This window comes from Cypionkella sp., from assembly GCF_036782355.1.
GTDB lineage: Bacteria > Pseudomonadota > Alphaproteobacteria > Rhodobacterales > Rhodobacteraceae > Cypionkella.
Window position 1 is genome coordinate 1 of the sequence record NZ_DAIPZF010000052.1, and the last position, 16,330, is coordinate 16,330.

Genomic DNA, 16,330 nt, shown 5'->3' on the forward strand with positions numbered 1-16,330 from the left:
CTGTTCGTGAGGTTGTGCAATCTGTCGCAAAACGCCGGTCCCAATTAGCCAGCGATGACGATAAAAGCTTTGGACGCAATTTGACTGCCTTTGCTTCGCGTTTGGCGTGGCGCTGTCATTTTATGCAAAAAATCGAAGACCAGCCGGAAATCGAGACCCACTGCATGCACCCTGCTTTTGAGAGCCTGCGCAAGCACGACCACAACGCACAATATTTTCAGGCATGGGCACGCGGCCAAACCGGCTATCCCTTTGTGGATGCCTGCATGCGCAATTTGACAGCGGAGGGATGGATCACTTTTCGGATGCGGGCAATGTTGGTCAGTTTTGCCAGCTATCAATTGTGGCTTGATTGGCGTGTGACCGGCGCGCATCTGGCGCAATTGTTCACAGATTACGAACCCGGCATTCATTACAGTCAGCTGCAAATGCAATCAGGGGTGACCGGCATGAACACCCTGAGGGTTTATAATCCTGTCAAACAATCAATCGAGCATGATCCAACTGGCAGTTTTATTCGGAAATGGGTGCCTGAACTCAGGCAGGTGCCAAATGAATTCATTCATGAGCCGTGGAAATGGAAAAAGACCCTGATCGATGCGCGGGACGTTGGCTTTGAACAGGCCTATCCCGCGCCAATTGTCGATCAGGCCGTCTGTGCAAAAATCGCAAAACAAAAAATCTTTGAGATACGGCAGGATCAGAGCTTTGATGTCGTGGCCAAGGCTGTTTTCCTAAAATTGGGCAGCCGAAAATCTGCTCTCAGGCGCAAAAAAGCGATCGCCGAAGATCAAGAAAGGCAATTGTCCTTGTTTTAGGGCAATGCAATCGGCGGTGCGCGGGCCTATTCCGGCGCGCTGACATGCAAGGCCGCGGCCTGTGAGGCGGCGATTGCGGCCTGTTGCAAAGATTTTGACCTCACCAAGGCTGCACAAAGCGCGCCAATAAAGGCGTCGCCCGCGCCATGGCTAGAGACAAGCGTGACCCTCTCGGCGGGCAGCGCAAAGCTTTGACCATCGGCGTCAACTGCCGCCAGCCCTTTACTGCCCGCTGTCACGATCACCGCAGGGAAGCGTAGCGCCAGCTGTTTGGCGGCGTCGGTGGCACTGCTCAGCCCCTCGACAGGTGCAGTGCCCATCATCTCGGCCTCGATCGCGTTTACAACCAAAATATCGATCAAGCTTTTGAAATCTTGGGATAAATCGCGCGCAGGCGCTGCGTTCAGAACAACGCGGATGCCGCGCGCCTTGGCGTGACGGGCGGCAGCGATGTTCAGCGCTTCAGTCACTTCATTTTGCAAGATCAGCAGTCCAACCTCGGACCAAAGTGCCGGATCGGCCAAGGCAGCTGGGTCCGACAGCACATTCGCGCCAGAGACGATGGTCGCGGCATAATCGCCCTGCGCATCCATGATCGCGACGCTCATCCCCGAGCCGACGCCCGAGAGCGTGCTGACAAAGCCGTCCTCGACCGCCGCACCCCGCAAGGCCTGCCGTAGAAAACGGCCAAAATCATCGGCCCCCACGGCCCCAAACATACGACTTGGCGCCCCCGCACGCGCCACCGCAACCGCCTGATTACCGCCTTTACCGCCAAATTTTGGATACCAACGCGATCCGACAGCGGTCTCGTCTTTGCGCGGCAGATGGTCAGCCCTAACCATGATATCATAATGCAGGCTGCCAACGGTGAGAACGGTGGTTTGGGGCATATCGTGCCTCGGCTTAGGGGTTGCCCAGCGCAGCAGCTGCGCGCGGGAGGTTAGGGAAAGACTTGCAACTGTATGTCCAAGCTTAGGCCTAACTGGCTTGCATCATCAAGATCATCTGCGCCGAAGGCAAGCCCGCGGCAAAACCTTCACGCCGCTCTCGCGTTTTTGCACCAAACGTGTAGCCTTGGGCACAGCCAGGCAGACCAAGGGAGAGCGCATGCCAAATTTTCCCATCATCGACAGCCATCTGCATCTGTGGGATCCCCGCCAGCTGACCTACCCTTGGCTGACGCCACCGTTGGATCAAGCCTTGCTTCCCCGCGACTTTCAAGCAGCGACAGCGCCGGTACAGGTCGAAGCGATGGTGTTTGTGGAATGTGGTGCAGCCCCCGATCAGGCACTTAAAGAGGCGCGCTGGGTGCAAGAACAGGCCAAGGCCGAGCCGCGGATTGCCGCGATGGTCTGCCATGCGCCGCTGGAACAGGGCGATCGGGTGCGTGCGCATCTAGAGCAATTGGCCGCGATGAAAAAGGCCCGAGGCGCGCGGCGGATCTATCAAGACGAAGCTGAGGCTGGATTTTGTCTACAGCCCGATTTTATCGCAGGCGTGCAGGCCCTGCCCGACTATGGCCTGTCCTTTGATATGTGCATTCGCCACAAGCAGTTACAGGCCTCGATCGCTTTGGCCGACGCTTGCCCAAACACCATGATCGTTCTTGACCATATCGCCAAGCCCAACATTGCGGCAGGCTTGATGCAGCCCTGGGCTGATCAGATCTTGCAATTGGCAAAGCGCGAAAATGTGCTGTGCAAGCTGTCTGGCGTCGCAACCGAGGCTGGCGCCAATTGGACTGCTGACACTCTGCGGCCCTATCTCGAGGTTGCCTTGCAGGCTTTTGGCCCAAAACGGCTGATGTTTGGTGGCGATTGGCCGGTATCGACGCTTGCGATCAGCTATCCCACTTGGGTACAGATCCTCGACCAGCTGCTTTCGGACCTAAGCCAAGACGAACAGCGTCAGATTTACCGCAACACCGCGCATCAGTTCTACAGGCTGGGCTAAAGAAACTCCCGCACAAAGATGCCCTTGCAAGCCGCGCAGAACTGCTCCAGAAACCAGCCTAGGGCTTTGACGAAAAAGCCATATTCCTTGCCCAGACCTGAAACAGCCAGCTGAATGTTGGCTTGACAGCCCCAGCCGGGCGACTAAAATGTTAGCATGCTAAAAACAGATACATCTGGATCACAAACCTTGAATGGAGCGTCGCGGCTGGTGCCCCTTGACCGCTTCAAGGGGGCATTGGGGCATCGCGTCTATCAAAGCCTGCAACATGCCATCCTGACCCTTGCCTATCGGCCCGGCGAGATGATCCGCAAACCCGAGATCTGCGATCATCTGGGTGTCTCGCGCAGCCCGCTTGCCGATGCGGTCGCACGGCTTGTCAGCGATGGGTTGGTCGATGTGGTGCCGCAGGCGGGCACCTTTGTCACCAGATTGTCGATGACAGACATTCGCGAAGGCTGTTTCATCCGCGAAGCCATCGAAGTCGCCGCGGCGGAATTGGTGGCCCCAAAGATCACCGATGGCCAATTGCGCGAGCTGCGCCGCAACCTTTTGATGCAAGAGGCGCTGGCGTCTGACACCGATCAGCAGGGCTTTATTCAGCTGGATGGACAGATGCATGAGATGATCTTGTCCTTCACCGGATTTCCGCGCCTGCCGCATGTGTCGCAGACTGCCTGGTTGAATGTGCATCGCGCACGCCAGTTGCTTTTGCCGGTTCAAGGCCGGTTGCAAACCACGCTTGACGAGCATCGCATGATCCTTGCCGCCTTCGAGGCCCGCGACCAGCAGGCCGCGCGCCATGCGGTGCAGCAGCATCTGCGCCAGTTGCTCACGCACCTTCAGCCGCTGGAACGTGAGCGGCCCGACCTTTTCTTAGTTCAAGGACAGCCATGACCCTGCCCAATCGCCCGCGCTATGCCACTCGGCTGAATGCCTTCAAGCAAAAGGGCGATACTGTGGCCCAGATGATTGCGGCCGCAGGCCGCGTCGGCGGGTTGGATGCAGCGGATCTGAACTTTCCAGATCATTTCGACCATCATTCCCCAGCAGAGCTGTCACGCCTGCTGGCAGATCATGGCATGGCGCTAAACGGGCTTGCCATGCGCTATTACACCGAGCCCGGCTTTCGGCTGGGGGCTTTCACCCACCCCGACCCCGCGCTGCGCCGCGCCGCGATTGATATGACCAAGCGGGGCCTTGATGCTCTGGCTGAAATGGGCGGGCAGCTGATGACGCTCTGGCTGGGTCAAGACGGCTTTGATTACAGCTTTCAAGCCGATTACGCCCGTCTCTGGCAGGACAGCATCGCCGCAATTGCCGAGGTGGCAGACCATAACCCCTCCATAGACATCGCCATCGAATACAAACCCAACGAGCCGCGCGCCCATGTGGTGATGCCCGACATGACCAGCACACTTTTGGCCCTGTCCGAAGTGGGCCGCCCCAATACCGGCGTGACGCTTGATTTCTGCCACATGCTTTTTGCCGGCGAAATGCCCGCCCGTGCCGCGATGTTGGCCGCGCGCCACAGCCGGATCTTGGGGGTGCATTTGAACGATGGCTACGGCAAGCGCGATGACGGGCTGATCGCAGGGTCTGTGCATCCGGTGCAAACGGTCGAGCTGTTCGTGGCGCTTGATCAGGCAGGCTATGACGGGGTGATCTATTTTGACACCTTCCCCGATCATGGCGGCACCGACCCTGTGGGCGAAGCGCGCGCCAATATCGCCGTGACCGACCGGCTGCGCGCCCTTGCCACCAGCCTTGCGGGCAATGCAGACTTGGCGCGCGCGCAAGCCAGTCAAGACGCCGCCGCCGCCACGCGTATCGTGACAGCAGCGCTTTATGGCAGCTGACTAAACCGGCGCATCGGCGCGCAGCAGGCCTTCGGACTTTAAGCTTTGCCACAGCGCATCGGGGATCACAGCCTGCGATGCCGCCACATTGGCCGCCATTTCGGCCACGCCCTGCCCGCCCGGGATCACCGAGACCACCGCCGGATGGCGCAGCGGGAATTGAAAGGCGGCATCCACAAGCCGCACCCCATGCGCCGCACAGATCGCCTGCAACTGACCCGCGCGTTTCAGAACCCATTCGGGGGCCGGATCATAGTTGTAAAACGCCCCAGGCTTTGGCCCGCTGGCCAAAATCCCCGAGTTATAAGGCCCACCCACCACGACCCCGACTCCGCGCGCCTGCGCCACCGGCAAAAAGCTTTGCAGCGCCTCTTGCTCCAGCAAAGTATAGCGCCCAGCCAGCAGGAAAATGTCAAAATCCCCGCGCTCTAGCATCCAAGCGCAGGGTTCCCATTCATTCACCCCCGCCCCAAAGGCGCGGATAACGCCTTGATCGCGCAACTCTCGCAGCGCGCGATAGCCTCCGGCCATGAACTCATCCAGACGATCTTGCAGGGCGGCTTGCGAGCCGTGGTTGAACACATCCAGATCATGCGCATAAAGAATGTCGATCCGGTCCACACCCAGCCGCTCTAACGAGGCCTCAAGACTGCGCAGGGTGGCATCATAGCCATAGTCATAAACCCCAACCCGCGAGGGCACATTGAACCACTTGCCGATACCATCACGCGTTGCAGGGTCTGACACCCGCAACAGGCGGCCGATCTTGCTGGACAAAACATAATCCTCACGCGGCTTGTCGCGTAAAAAGCGGTTCAGTCGGGTTTCTGACAGCCCGTAACCATAAAGCGGCGCCGTGTCGTAATAGCGCAGCCCTGCCGCCCAAGCCGCACTCAACACCGCCTGCGCATCATCCTCGGAAATCGCGCGATAGAGATTTGCCAGCGGTGCGGTGCCACAGCCCAATTCTGTAAAGCTTAATCCACCATTGCCCAGTCGGTCCCAGTGTCGTGTTGCCAGCATTTGCATTCTCCCAATTCTACTGACATGCTAGTATAATCCGGCTTTCCGTCCAATGCTTTTCGCGCTAGCCTACCCACGATAAGGGAGGAACAGATGTCGCAGTTTCAAGACGTTTTCGGCGCGAAAAAGCCGGTCATAGCCATGGTGCATCTTGGCGCGTCCCCCGGCACGCCGCTTTATGATGCCGAACGGGGGATCGACGGCATTCTGGCCGCAGCCCGCGCTGATCTGCATGCGCTGCAAGCCGCTGGTTTTGATGCGGTGATGTTTGGTAACGAAAACGATCGGCCCTATGAGCTAAAGGTCGACCCCGCAACCTCGACCACCATGGCCTATGTGATTGGCCGGCTGCGTGATGAGATTACTGTGCCTTTTGGGGTCAATGTGCTGTGGGATCCACAGGCCTGCTTTGCAGTCGCCGCGGCCACCGGAGCGCGGTTTGTGCGCGAAATTTTCACCGGCACCTATGCTTCGGATATGGGGATCTGGGCGCCGGACGCGGGTGCGGCCCTGCGCTATGCCAATCGGCTTGGCGCGGGTGGTGTCGCACGGCTTTACAATATTTCTGCGGAATTTGCCGACAGCCTTGACCGCCGCTCACTACCCGATCGGGCACGCTCGGCGGTGTTCTCGTCGATCCCGGATGCTGTGCTGGTCTCAGGCGTCATTACCGGAGAGGCTGCGGCCATGGTCGATCTGGAGGCAGTCAAGCGGGTGCTGCCGCACACGCCTGTGCTGGCAAATACCGGCGTGAAACATGACACCGTCGCCGATGTGCTGGCGGTGGCCGATGGCTGCATCGTAGGCTCTGCCCTCAAACGGGGCGGCGACACCTGGGCGGCGGTTGATCCTGACCGCGCGGCGGATTTCATGGCGCGTGTGCGCGCGGCGCGGGGCGGGCAATGAGCCTGCCTTCAGTTGCCGATCTGACGGTTGAATTGATGCTAATCCCTGGGCTGGCGGGATATGAAACCCGCGTGGCCACGGCGATCAAGACCCATCTTCAGGCGCTTGGTCTGACCCATCGCTCGGATCGTTTGGGCAACCTGTCTTGCACCCTGCCCGGCGACCCTGCGCTGCCTGCGGTGATGATCTTTACGCATATGGACCAATTGGGCTTTATCGTGCGCAAGATCGAGCCGAGCGGCTTGATCCGGCTTGAACGGCTGGGCGGCGTGCCTGAACGCGCCCTGCCCGCTCAGGCCGTGCTGCTTTGCACCGAAAAGGGCGACCTGCCGGGCCTGATCGCCAACAAAAGCCACCATGCCACCGGACCGGATGAAAAATACAAGGTTCTGCCCTATGCCGAGCTTTATGTGGACGCGGGCTTTGCCACCAAAGCCGAGGCCGAAGCCGCAGGGGTGCGCATCGGCACACCCGTTACCTATCTGCCGCGCGCGCTCAGGCTGGCGAATGGCCGTATTGCCGGCACTTCGGTGGATGATCGCGCTGGCTGTGCGGCACTGTTAAAGCTGGCCGAGGCGCGTCAGGGCAAATCCGGCCCGACGGTGCATTTGGTCTGGTCGGTGCAAGAAGAGTACAACCTGCGCGGCGTGCTGCCTGCCGCGACAGTGCTTAACCCTGCGATTGCCTTGCAGATTGACCTTTTGCTGGCCTGCGACACCCCCGATATGACCGCGCGCGGCGAGGTTGCCTTGGGCGGCGGGCCGGCGATGTCGCTGTATTCCTTTCATGGCCGCGGCACGCTGAACGGAGTGATCCCCCACCCCGCCCTTGTCAGCCTGATGGAAGCGGCGGCAGAGGCGGCCGCACTGCCCTTGCAACGCTCGGCCCATACCGGCGCTTTGACCGATCTGAGCTATATTCAGTTCATGGGCACTGAAGGCGTCGCCTGTCTGGATCTGGGCTTTCCGATGCGCTATTCGCATTCCGCGCTCGAGGTGGTTGACCCTGCCGATCTGGAAGCGCTGGTGCGCCTGCTGGACACCGCGCTTTGCGCCATCACCCCCACCCTGAACCTGACACGTTAAGCCATGCCCCATACCCTTGGAATTGACATCGGAACGTTTGAATCCAAAGGCGTGCTTGTTGACGCCCAAGGCCAGATCATTGCCAGCGCCAGCCGTCCACATAAGATGATCGTGCCGCGCGCAGGCTGGGCCGAACACCGCGCGGATGAAGATTGGTGGGGCGATTTCGTGTTTCTGTGCCGCGCGTTGCTGGCGCAATCGGGGCTGGACCCTGCTCGGATCAAGGCGATTGCCACCTCGGCGATTGGCCCTTGCATGCTGCCCGTCGATGCCGCAGGCGCGCCCTTGATGAACGGCGTTCTTTACGGTGTTGACACCCGTGCGACAGACCAGATCACCGCGCTGAACACCCAGATCGGGGCCGAGACCATCCACCGCCGCTGCGGCAATGCGCTTACCTCGCAGCAGGTTGGGCCAAAGATCCTGTGGCTGAAGCAAACCCACCCCGAGCTTTACGCCCAGACCGCGATGGTGCTGACCTCGACCAGCTATCTCACCTGGAAGCTGACCGGCCATTATGTAATTGACCACTATACGGCGGCTAATTTCTCGCCGCTTTATGATATCGAGCGGCAGGACTGGACCGCCGATCTTGCGCCCGACATTCTGCCGCTGGAAAAACTGCCACGGCTGATGTGGTCTACCGAGATCGCAGGCCATGTCACGCCAGAGGCTGCCGCCGAAACCGGCCTTGCCATCGGCACCCCCGTCACCTGCGGCACCATTGATGCGGCTGCCGAGGCGGTCTCGGTCGGCGTGCAGCACCCCGGCCAAATGATGATGATGTATGGCTCGACCATCTTCATCATTCAGGTCACGGCCCAAGCCGTGAAGGACGCGCGCCTGTGGTATGCGCCTTGGTTGTTTCCTGGCACCCATGCCGCGATGGCCGGGCTTGCCACCTCGGGCACACTGACCCATTGGTTTCGCGACACATTGGCGGGTGACACCGATTTCCCCACTTTGGTGGCCGAAGCGCAGGCCAGCCCAAAAGGCGCCAAGGGCTTGCTGTGTCTGCCCTATTTCTCGGGCGAGCGGACCCCGATCCATGATCCGCATGCGCGCGGCGCGTTTTTTGGGCTGAACCTGACCCATAGCCGCGGCGATATGTTCCGCGCCGTGGTTGAAGGCATTGCCGCGGGCACCGCCCATGTTTTGGAAACCTTTGCCGAGGCTGGCGCCAGCCCAGCGCAGGTGATGGCGGTCGGCGGTGGCACCAAAAACGCGCTTTGGCTTCAGGCGACCTCTGATTTTGGCGGCGTGGCGCAACAGGTCTGCACCAAGACGGTGGGGGCAAGCTATGGCAATGCGTTTTTGGCGGCCGTAGCCATCGGCGCGGCCGATCCGGCCGACATCGCGCTTTGGAATCCCAAAGAGCGCGAGGTTTTGCCCGAAGCGGTGCCGGCCTATGCCCTGCACTATCCGCTTTGGAAGCAGCTTTATCGCCAAACCCGCGATATCATGCAGGCTTTGGCCTAAGCGGCGCTTACAGCTCGGGCAAATCTACCACGCCCTTTTTCAGGATAAAGCAGCCATAAGGCCCTGAATCTGCGGTGCGGATGATGGCAAAGGCGGCTTTGGCGGCGTCATAAAATGCAAACCGCTCTAGGGTTTGCATCGTCACGGCGCGGCCTTCGGCACGGTCTAGCACAGCCTGCATGCGGGCAAAAATCGGCACCACGCCGGCTGGATTCCCCACCACCTGCATCCGCGCCACCGGAGCGGGCACAAAACTATCAAGTGGCATCAGCGACAAGATCGCAGCCGCCGCCGTGGGCAGATCGCAGCCCGCCATATCAATCAGCTTGCCATAGCTTGTCTGGGCGGCAATCGTCGCCGCCGGATGGTTCACATCACAGATCACCAGATCGTCGCCATGCCCCATCAGCATCAGCACATGCACAATCTCGGCGCTTAGGCGTTGATCAATTCCTTTCAGCATTACTTGATCGCCCCCGCCGCCATGCCCTTGATGATATAGCGCTCTAGAACCACGCCGATCACGATCAAAGGCAAGATCGCAGCCCAAGCCAAAGCCGCCATCGACCACCAGGAAATGCCCTGACTGCCAGTCTGGCTGGCCACCATCACCGGCAAGGTATTGGCATGGGTCGAGGTCAGCAACGCGGCAAAGAAATACTCATTCCAGGTCAGCACCAAAGACAAGATGAAGGCCGCCACCATCCCCGGCAAAGCAATCGGCAGAATAATGGTCACAAAAGCGCCCCAGATCGACAGCCCGTCCACCAGCGCCGCCTCTTCCAACTCGGTCGGGATCGAAGAAAACTGATCGCGCATGATCCAAATCACAATGGGTAATACCGACAGCGTATACAGCAAAATCAAGCCAATCCGCGTGTCCAACAGAGCCAGCTCTTTATACAAAACCAACATCGGCAGCGCCAAGACCACCGGCGGCAAGATCAGCTGCGACAGGAAAAAGAATGAGATATCACTGTTTCGCATCCATGAAAACTTATAGCTAAAGCGGCTTAGACCATAGGCGGCCAAAGATCCCAAACCAACCGCCAGCACCGATGACGTCACCGAGACAATCGCCGAATTGGCAAAGCGTTTCAGAAACTCGGCCCGCACGGTGCTGTCATCGCCCAGCGTGTCAGGCGACAAGCCCAGAGACTTCCAGCCCAACCATTTTGGGGTGAAATCGACCCAAGGCACCATATTGCCCTTCATCACATCCGGCGCCATCTTAAAGCTGGTGGTCAGCGTCCAATAGATCGGAAACAGACAGATCAGCGCCCAAAGGATCAAGATGGCATAGACCGCAAGCCGCCCCGAAAACCACTTGTGTTTATGGGCAATGTCTGTGGGGCTGTCGTGAAAAATCTGGGTCTCTGTCATGTTCTTGGCCTTGAAATGCGGTCTGCCAGCTTCATCAGCACAGTCATCGCGATGACGATGACCACCAGATAAACCATGGCCAAAAGCGTGCCATAGCCGACGTTCGAGCGGTCCCTATATTCGCGGAAGATAAAGCTGGTGACGGTATCAGTCGCCCCGCCCGGCCCTCCCGAGGTGACGGCAATGACAATGTCTGCCAGCTTCAGCTTAAAGATAATGCGGATCAGGATCGCGGTGATCGACACCGGCAGCATCATCGGGAAAGTCACCTCCCAAAAGGCGCGCCAGCCATTGGCGCCGTCTACCTTGGCGGCCTCATGCAGCTCTTTGGGAATTGCCTGCAAACCTGCCAAGATCATGATCATCATAAAAGGAATAAAGGTCCAGGCGTCCATCACCATGATCGTTGCCTTGGCAATCATGGGGCTGCCAAAGAACGAGGGATCGTCCCAGCCCAAGGCACGGCCCAGCCGCGCAATCGGGCCAAAGCGCGGCTCAAGCATGGATTTGCCAATCATCCAACTGACCGCCACAGGCGAGAGCATCAGCGGCAACAAGAAGGCCACGCGAAAGAACTTACGCGCCCTGATCTCGGAATTCAGCGCCAGCGCCAGCGCAAAGGCGATGGCATATTCCACAAGGATCGCAAGCACATACCAGACCATATTCGACATGGCATTCCAATAGAACGGATCCGCCCACATCTGCCGCACATTATCCCAACCGTTGAACTGACGGCCTGTTGGGCTCGACAGATTCCAATCGGAAAACGCGATGATCAGGCCAAACAGCAGCGGAAACACCGTCAAGGAAATCACAAAAAGTGCCGCAGGAAGCACAAACAAGGTGCGCTTGCCATGTTCGCCGTGCTGCAAGACCTGCCCCCAACACAGGCAGATCGCCCAAGCGACATAGGCGTAAAGCGTCGGCCGCCAGTTTTCAAAGCCAAAAGCTGCCGAGCCAAAAACCTGAAGCGCTTGCGCAGCGGCCACCGCCAGCAACAGCGCCCCTGACCCCCAAATCAGCGCGCGGCCGAACGCCTTGCGACCCGCCGAAATGCTGTCATTGGTGACAACGTGCAAAAGATCGCCTGAACTGCTCACAAAACTGCCTCGCTTGGGAAGAAAAGCTGCGCAAAACCCTGCGCAGCTTTTGATTTTTTGGTGCTTCGGCGGGAAAATGCCTCTGCACAGATCGCATGTCAGGTGGCGGGTTGCCCCGCCACCCTTGTGCAGGGATCACATCCCCAAGCTTGCCTTATACAGCGCAATCTGGCTCTCGCGGCCGATCTGATCGGTGATCTTCTCCCATGCCGCAGCAATGGCATCGGCAGTTTCTTGTGCCGAGGCGTATTGGCCAGCGTAGCCCTTGGCCAGTTCATCCTCGGCAACCGAGTAATACTGGAAGATGCCCGGAATACGCGGCTCGATGGCGGCGTTGGGGTGATTGTAGCTGTCCGCATTCGAGCCAAGGTAATCGGCCACGAAGTCCTTATCATAGCCCGCAGCCGCCCATTCGTCATATTGGAAGTGGCTGTTGCGATAGGGCTGGAAGCCCGAAGGATAGGCCGCCGTCCACAGCGACAGATCCTTGCCGCCCAGATGCGCCGCAGCCGACCAGGCAGCCTTGCGCTTTTTCTCGTCGCCAGACACGCGGTTGGTCACATAGATACCCCAGCCGAGGTAGGCCATGTTAGGCGATTCATTATAGGTCTCTTCCCAAGCGCCGGTTGCCGCGTTGTATACACGGTCCGACCCGGGGTTGATGCCAAAGCCCACAACATCGCCCACAACCGAGCTGTCAGAGGTGCGCGCCGAAGAGCCGACATCGCCCCACCAAGTCAGCATCGAACCCGTTCCAGCAAGGAACTGACTAAAGGCCGTGGTGCCCGGATCGGCGTTGATCTGGTCTGCCGGATAGGCACCGGGGGTCGCGATCAGGTCCATCACATCCTGAATCGCCTGCACCCAACCGGGGTTATTCACCCGCGGCTTCATGGTGTCGGGGTCAAACAGCCATGCTGGATCGGAGGGATGCTTGACGTAAGGCGTGGCGCGGTTTTCAAGGAAATAAAAGCCAAAACCGCCCCACCCCTTCAGCGGATCAAGATAGCCAAAGGCTGGCAGGCCGGTCAGCGGATCGGTCTTGCCCACCAACGCCTTAGAGGCGGCATTGACCGCCTGCCAAGTCGCCGGCACCTCGGCGCCACCAATTGCACCCTCGCCGAAATAATCCTTGCGATAGGCGTAGGTATGACAGTCGCCGTCGATGGTCACACGGTAGGTCTTGCCGTTCCAAGTGCCTACAGGGGCCTTAAGGTAATTCACATAGTCATCCATGTCGATCTGGGCCTTGACCCAGTCGGGCATCTCGTCCAACAAACCGCGCCCTGCGGTATCACCCTCAAAAGGCGCGCCCATTTCAATGATGTCGAAATCGATCGTGCCGGTAGCAATCGCTTGCTGCAAGCGCGGGTTATAATCGGCCTGTGCCAAGTCAATCCAGTTGATCTTGGCCCCCGTATAGGCTTCCCAAGACTTCAAAAAGCCACGGAACAGCAGGTTGTGCAGGTTTTGATTGTTCAGACCAAGGAAGGTCAGCTCGACACCGGCGAATTCGCCCTCGGCCACATTGGCTTTGGTTGCGCCAAGGCACAGCTCGCCCACCTTTTGCCAATCGGCATCGCTTGGGCTGCCATTGCCCACGCCCGGAATCGCCAAAATCTGCGCGCGCACCGAATCTTGCGCCAGTGCAGGGCCAAGGCCCATCGCCTTGGGCATAGCTGCCATGACGCCCAAAGCTGCCGACCCCTGTAGCATGCGGCGACGGCTGAGTTTCGCGCGTGACATGGCCTCGTATAGATCAACCTTCAAGATAGCTCCTCCCTTTCGAACATGCCCGGATCGGATTTTCCGCCGCGGGTCTGGTTTCTGTTTGGGCGATTTTTGCGATTCCAGTCTGCCATACGCAGCTTACGCCACCTTCGGCCGAACAAATCTTCAGAGGTCTCCTCCCCCCAGCGTCGCAACTTTCCCTTCGATTAGCTTCGCAAGGCAAAACTGCTCTGTCAAGATTTTAACATGTTAGTATGGTCAGCGGATGGACAGAGGCAGTCTTGGCAGGTTAGAAAACTTTAAGGGCTGCAAGGGGGGCAAGGGTTTGGCCGAAGTGACGATCCGCGCATTGCGCAAAAGCTATGGGGGTTTGCAGGTCATTCATGGGCTTGACCTCGATATTCCGGACGGCGCCTTTGTCGTGCTGGTCGGCCCATCGGGCTGTGGAAAATCGACCTTGCTGCGCATGATCGCGGGGCTAGAGGATGTGACGGGCGGCGATGTGATGATTGGCGACAAACGGGTGAACAACCTGCCGCCCTCCGAGCGCGACATCGCCATGGTGTTTCAAAACTATGCGCTTTACCCACATAAAACCGTCGCGGCCAATATGGGCTTTGCTCTCAAAATGCGCGGCATGGATAAAGGGGCCATCCGCGCTAAGGTGGAACACGCCGCCGGAATTTTGGGGCTGACGCCCTATCTTGACCGCTTTCCGCGCGCGCTGTCAGGCGGGCAAAGGCAGCGGGTGGCTATGGGGCGTGCCATCGTGCGCGACCCGCAGGTATTTTTGTTCGACGAGCCGCTCTCTAACCTTGACGCAAAGCTGCGCGTGCAAATGCGCACCGAAATCAAGGAATTGCACCAGCGGCTAAAGACCACCACCGTCTATGTCACCCATGATCAGATCGAAGCCATGACCATGGCCGACAAGATCGTGGTGATGCAGGGCGGGCGCATTGAACAGGTCGGCGCGCCGCTAGAGCTTTATGACCACCCCGCCAATGCCTTTGTTGCGGCCTTTATCGGCAGCCCGTCGATGAACCTGCTGGAAGGGCGGATTACAGGAGGCATGGTCGAGGTCTTGGGTGCGCGCCTGCCGCTGCCACAGGGCCTGCACGCCGAAGAGGGGCGCGAGGTGATCTATGGCATCCGTCCCGAACATCTGCACCAATCCGATCAGGGACTGGCGGGGGTGGTTTCGGTGATTGAACCCACCGGCTCTGAAACCCATGTGGTGCTGCGCCTTGCGGGGCGGGAAATGACGGCGGTGTTCCGAAATCGTGTGACTTTTGTGCCCGGCGATACGATCACCCTTGCGCCAGAGGCTGCGGCGTCGCACCTTTTCGACAAGGCTACAGGTCAACGCATCTAGGGGGGAACGACCATGTTAAAAGGGATAGACAATCGGCTAAATGCCGAGGTCTTGGGCTGCTTGCGCGCGATGGGGCATGGCGATGTGCTGATCATCGCGGACACCAACTTCCCCTCTGATCAGGTGGCGCGGGCAACGGTCACTGGCAAGCTGCTGCGGATGGAGAACCTGTCGGCGGCGCAGGCGGTGCAAGCCGTCCTGTCTGTGCTGCCGCTTGACACATTTGTCGATGACTTTGCAGGCCGTATGGAAATCGTCGGCGATGCAGCGGCTATTCCGGCAGTTCAGGCCGAGGTTCAGGCCGAAATTGACGCCGCCGAGGGCCGCGCACGACCGATGATTTCCATCGAGCGCTTTGCTTTTTACGATGTGGCGCGCAAGGCCTATGCAGTGATCCAAACCGGCGAGCGGCGCTTTTATGGCTGCTTCATGCTGCGCAAGGGCGTGATTGGGCCAGAGGCCTAAGCAATGCAGACAAGCCAAAAACCCATTGTTATCCTTGGCATCTTTGTCGCAGACACCGCCTTTCGGGCAGATCGGCAACCCAAGATGGGCGAAACCATTCTGGGCCATTCCTTTGTGCTGGGGCCGGGGGGGAAAGGCTCGAACCAATCAGTCGCTGCCGCGATGGCGGGTGGTCGGGTGCATATCATCACCCGTTTGGGCGACGACGCTTTTGCCGAAATCGCCCGCGCGATCTGGGCCAAAGCCGGCGTGACCGCCGAGGTCAAGGTTGACGCAGAAAGCTACACGGGTGCCGCCTATATCTTTATCGAACAGGCCAGCGGCAACAACGCCATCATCGTCGCGGCCGGTGCCGCCGGCCGCTTGTCGCCCGAAGATGTCGAGGCGCAGGCCGATCTCATCGCATCGGCGTCGATTTTTGTCACCCAGCTCGAGCAGCCCATTCCCGCAACGCTGCGCGGCTTGCAGATTGCGCGGGCCGCAGGTGTCACCACCATCCTGAACCCTGCCCCAGCCGCCAGCCTGCCCAACTCACTGCTTGCACTTTGCGACTTTCTAACCCCCAACGAGACCGAGGCCGAGGCCCTGACCGGCCTGCCGGTGACCACGGTCGATGAGGCGCGGATCGCCGCAGCGGCTTTGCTGGCCAAAGGCGTTGGTGCCGTGATCATCACTTTGGGCGAAAATGGCGCGCTCTATCACGACGCCCTCCAATCCGTGCATGTGCCGGTGATCTCAGCCGGACCCGTGGTCGAAACGACAGGGGCAGGCGATGCTTTCAACGGAGGCTTTGCCGTTGCCCTGTCAGAAGGCCATGATGTCATCGACGCCGTGCGCTTTGGCTGTGCGACAGCCGGCATCTCGGTCACCCGCCCCGGGACTGCCCCCGCAATGCCCAGCCGCCCCGAGATCGACGCCCTTTTGGCCAAGTAAGCTGCGCGCTGCAACCACCCAGACCGACCCTTGCCCCAAAGCGAAAGGGTCTGTTGCAAAGTGCTGGGAAGGTCGCAAAGGCCCTGTCTTTGGACATGACTATGTTGCTTGCGCCGAAAACTGCTGACAGGCGTTCATACTTGAAGCGTCGAATGGATACTTGCGGATCAGCTGGGGGGCCTCGATCCCCGCAATGGTAGCTGCGGCCTACCAC

16 protein-coding genes are annotated in these 16,330 nt (G+C 59.4%); 10 read left to right on the plus strand and 6 right to left on the minus strand.

Annotated features, from left to right (window positions below):
* Nucleotides 1-818 (plus strand): FAD-binding domain-containing protein (locus tag V7Q10_RS14625; protein ID WP_333869876.1); only part of this gene is annotated, 818 nt, incomplete at its 5' end.
* A gap of 26 nt (nucleotides 819-844) precedes the next feature.
* Here V7Q10_RS14625 and V7Q10_RS14630 read toward each other — a convergent pair.
* Entirely contained in the window at nucleotides 845-1,711 is an 867-nt protein-coding gene (locus tag V7Q10_RS14630; protein ID WP_333869877.1) for a ribokinase, read from the minus strand.
* Between the two features lie 217 nt (nucleotides 1,712-1,928).
* On the opposite strand from V7Q10_RS14630, the gene V7Q10_RS14635 reads away from it, so the two are divergent.
* The 3 genes from V7Q10_RS14635 (at nucleotide 1,929) to V7Q10_RS14645 (ending at nucleotide 4,633) form a co-directional block, all read left to right on the plus strand.
* Nucleotides 1,929-2,774: an amidohydrolase family protein gene (locus tag V7Q10_RS14635; RefSeq protein WP_333869878.1), complete on the plus strand. Its 846-nt coding sequence runs from the start codon at nucleotides 1,929-1,931 to the stop codon at nucleotides 2,772-2,774.
* A 210-nt stretch (nucleotides 2,775-2,984) separates the two neighbouring features.
* The gene (locus V7Q10_RS14640; protein WP_333869879.1) at nucleotides 2,985-3,671 is read left to right on the plus strand and encodes a GntR family transcriptional regulator; all 687 of its coding nucleotides are present in this window, start codon (nucleotides 2,985-2,987) and stop codon (nucleotides 3,669-3,671) included.
* Nucleotides 3,668-4,633 carry a sugar phosphate isomerase/epimerase family protein gene (locus V7Q10_RS14645; protein ID WP_333869880.1) on the plus strand — a complete coding sequence of 322 codons (966 nt, stop codon included), beginning with the start codon at nucleotides 3,668-3,670 and terminating at the stop codon, nucleotides 4,631-4,633. Before V7Q10_RS14640 ends, V7Q10_RS14645 begins: the two co-directional genes overlap by 4 nt.
* On the opposite strand, the gene V7Q10_RS14650 is transcribed toward V7Q10_RS14645, so the two are convergent.
* Nucleotides 4,634-5,656: an aldo/keto reductase gene (locus V7Q10_RS14650; RefSeq protein WP_333869881.1), complete on the minus strand. Its 1,023-nt coding sequence runs from the start codon at nucleotides 5,654-5,656 to the stop codon at nucleotides 4,634-4,636.
* A 93-nt stretch (nucleotides 5,657-5,749) separates the two neighbouring features.
* Between V7Q10_RS14650 and V7Q10_RS14655 the strand changes: the two genes are divergently transcribed.
* The 3 genes from V7Q10_RS14655 to V7Q10_RS14665 are packed head-to-tail and all read left to right on the plus strand — an operon-like array spanning nucleotide 5,750 to nucleotide 9,126.
* Nucleotides 5,750-6,562, plus strand: a complete 813-nt coding sequence (locus V7Q10_RS14655; protein WP_333869882.1) for a BtpA/SgcQ family protein — start codon at nucleotides 5,750-5,752, stop codon at nucleotides 6,560-6,562.
* A complete protein-coding gene (locus V7Q10_RS14660) occupies nucleotides 6,559-7,647 on the plus strand; it encodes a M42 family metallopeptidase (protein ID WP_333869883.1) in 1,089 nt (362 codons plus the stop codon). Before V7Q10_RS14655 ends, V7Q10_RS14660 begins: the two co-directional genes overlap by 4 nt.
* Before the next feature lie 3 nt (nucleotides 7,648-7,650).
* Nucleotides 7,651-9,126 (plus strand): FGGY-family carbohydrate kinase, encoded by a 1,476-nt coding sequence (locus V7Q10_RS14665; protein WP_333869884.1) that lies wholly within the window; start codon nucleotides 7,651-7,653, stop codon nucleotides 9,124-9,126.
* Between the two features lie 7 nt (nucleotides 9,127-9,133).
* Here V7Q10_RS14665 and V7Q10_RS14670 read toward each other — a convergent pair whose 3' ends face one another.
* The 4 genes from V7Q10_RS14670 to V7Q10_RS14685 all read right to left on the minus strand — a co-directional run bounded on the left by V7Q10_RS14670 (nucleotide 9,134) and on the right by V7Q10_RS14685 (nucleotide 13,382).
* Entirely contained in the window at nucleotides 9,134-9,589 is a 456-nt protein-coding gene (locus tag V7Q10_RS14670) for an RbsD/FucU family protein (RefSeq protein ID WP_333869885.1), read from the minus strand.
* Nucleotides 9,589-10,509, minus strand: a complete 921-nt coding sequence (locus V7Q10_RS14675; protein WP_333869886.1) for a carbohydrate ABC transporter permease — start codon at nucleotides 10,507-10,509, stop codon at nucleotides 9,589-9,591. Before V7Q10_RS14675 ends, V7Q10_RS14670 begins: the two co-directional genes overlap by 1 nt.
* Nucleotides 10,506-11,612, minus strand: a complete 1,107-nt coding sequence (locus tag V7Q10_RS14680) for a carbohydrate ABC transporter permease (RefSeq protein ID WP_333869887.1) — start codon at nucleotides 11,610-11,612, stop codon at nucleotides 10,506-10,508. The genes V7Q10_RS14675 and V7Q10_RS14680 overlap by 4 nt, the downstream gene beginning before the upstream one ends.
* A gap of 135 nt (nucleotides 11,613-11,747) precedes the next feature.
* A complete protein-coding gene (locus tag V7Q10_RS14685) occupies nucleotides 11,748-13,382 on the minus strand; it encodes an extracellular solute-binding protein (RefSeq protein WP_333869888.1) in 1,635 nt (544 codons plus the stop codon).
* 286 nt (nucleotides 13,383-13,668) lie between these two features.
* On the opposite strand from V7Q10_RS14685, the gene V7Q10_RS14690 reads away from it, so the two are divergent.
* From V7Q10_RS14690 to rbsK, 3 genes are read left to right on the plus strand one after another with little or no spacing between them, the layout of a single operon-like run.
* The gene (locus tag V7Q10_RS14690) at nucleotides 13,669-14,718 is read left to right on the plus strand and encodes an ABC transporter ATP-binding protein (RefSeq protein WP_333869891.1); all 1,050 of its coding nucleotides are present in this window, start codon (nucleotides 13,669-13,671) and stop codon (nucleotides 14,716-14,718) included.
* Nucleotides 14,719-14,730: 12 nt separating this feature from the next.
* Nucleotides 14,731-15,183: an RbsD/FucU family protein gene (locus tag V7Q10_RS14695; protein WP_333869889.1), complete on the plus strand. Its 453-nt coding sequence runs from the start codon at nucleotides 14,731-14,733 to the stop codon at nucleotides 15,181-15,183.
* Between the two features lie 3 nt (nucleotides 15,184-15,186).
* Complete coding sequence (gene rbsK, locus V7Q10_RS14700; protein WP_333869890.1) at nucleotides 15,187-16,116, plus strand: ribokinase; 930 nt, start codon at nucleotides 15,187-15,189, stop codon at nucleotides 16,114-16,116.
* Nucleotides 16,117-16,330: the final 214 nt, after the last annotated feature.

Coding starts and splice junctions, on each gene's coding strand:
- V7Q10_RS14630 (WP_333869877.1), bottom strand. CDS start 1,711: ATGCCCCAAACCACCGTTCTCACCGTTGGCAGCCTGCATTATGATATC.
- V7Q10_RS14635 (WP_333869878.1), top strand. CDS start 1,929: ATGCCAAATTTTCCCATCATCGACAGCCATCTGCATCTGTGGGATCCC.
- V7Q10_RS14645 (WP_333869880.1), top strand. CDS start 3,668: ATGACCCTGCCCAATCGCCCGCGCTATGCCACTCGGCTGAATGCCTTC.
- V7Q10_RS14650 (WP_333869881.1), bottom strand. CDS start 5,656: ATGCTGGCAACACGACACTGGGACCGACTGGGCAATGGTGGATTAAGC.
- V7Q10_RS14655 (WP_333869882.1), top strand. CDS start 5,750: ATGTCGCAGTTTCAAGACGTTTTCGGCGCGAAAAAGCCGGTCATAGCC.
- V7Q10_RS14660 (WP_333869883.1), top strand. CDS start 6,559: ATGAGCCTGCCTTCAGTTGCCGATCTGACGGTTGAATTGATGCTAATC.
- V7Q10_RS14665 (WP_333869884.1), top strand. CDS start 7,651: ATGCCCCATACCCTTGGAATTGACATCGGAACGTTTGAATCCAAAGGC.
- V7Q10_RS14670 (WP_333869885.1), bottom strand. CDS start 9,589: ATGCTGAAAGGAATTGATCAACGCCTAAGCGCCGAGATTGTGCATGTG.
- V7Q10_RS14675 (WP_333869886.1), bottom strand. CDS start 10,509: ATGACAGAGACCCAGATTTTTCACGACAGCCCCACAGACATTGCCCAT.
- V7Q10_RS14695 (WP_333869889.1), top strand. CDS start 14,731: ATGTTAAAAGGGATAGACAATCGGCTAAATGCCGAGGTCTTGGGCTGC.
- rbsK (WP_333869890.1), top strand. CDS start 15,187: ATGCAGACAAGCCAAAAACCCATTGTTATCCTTGGCATCTTTGTCGCA.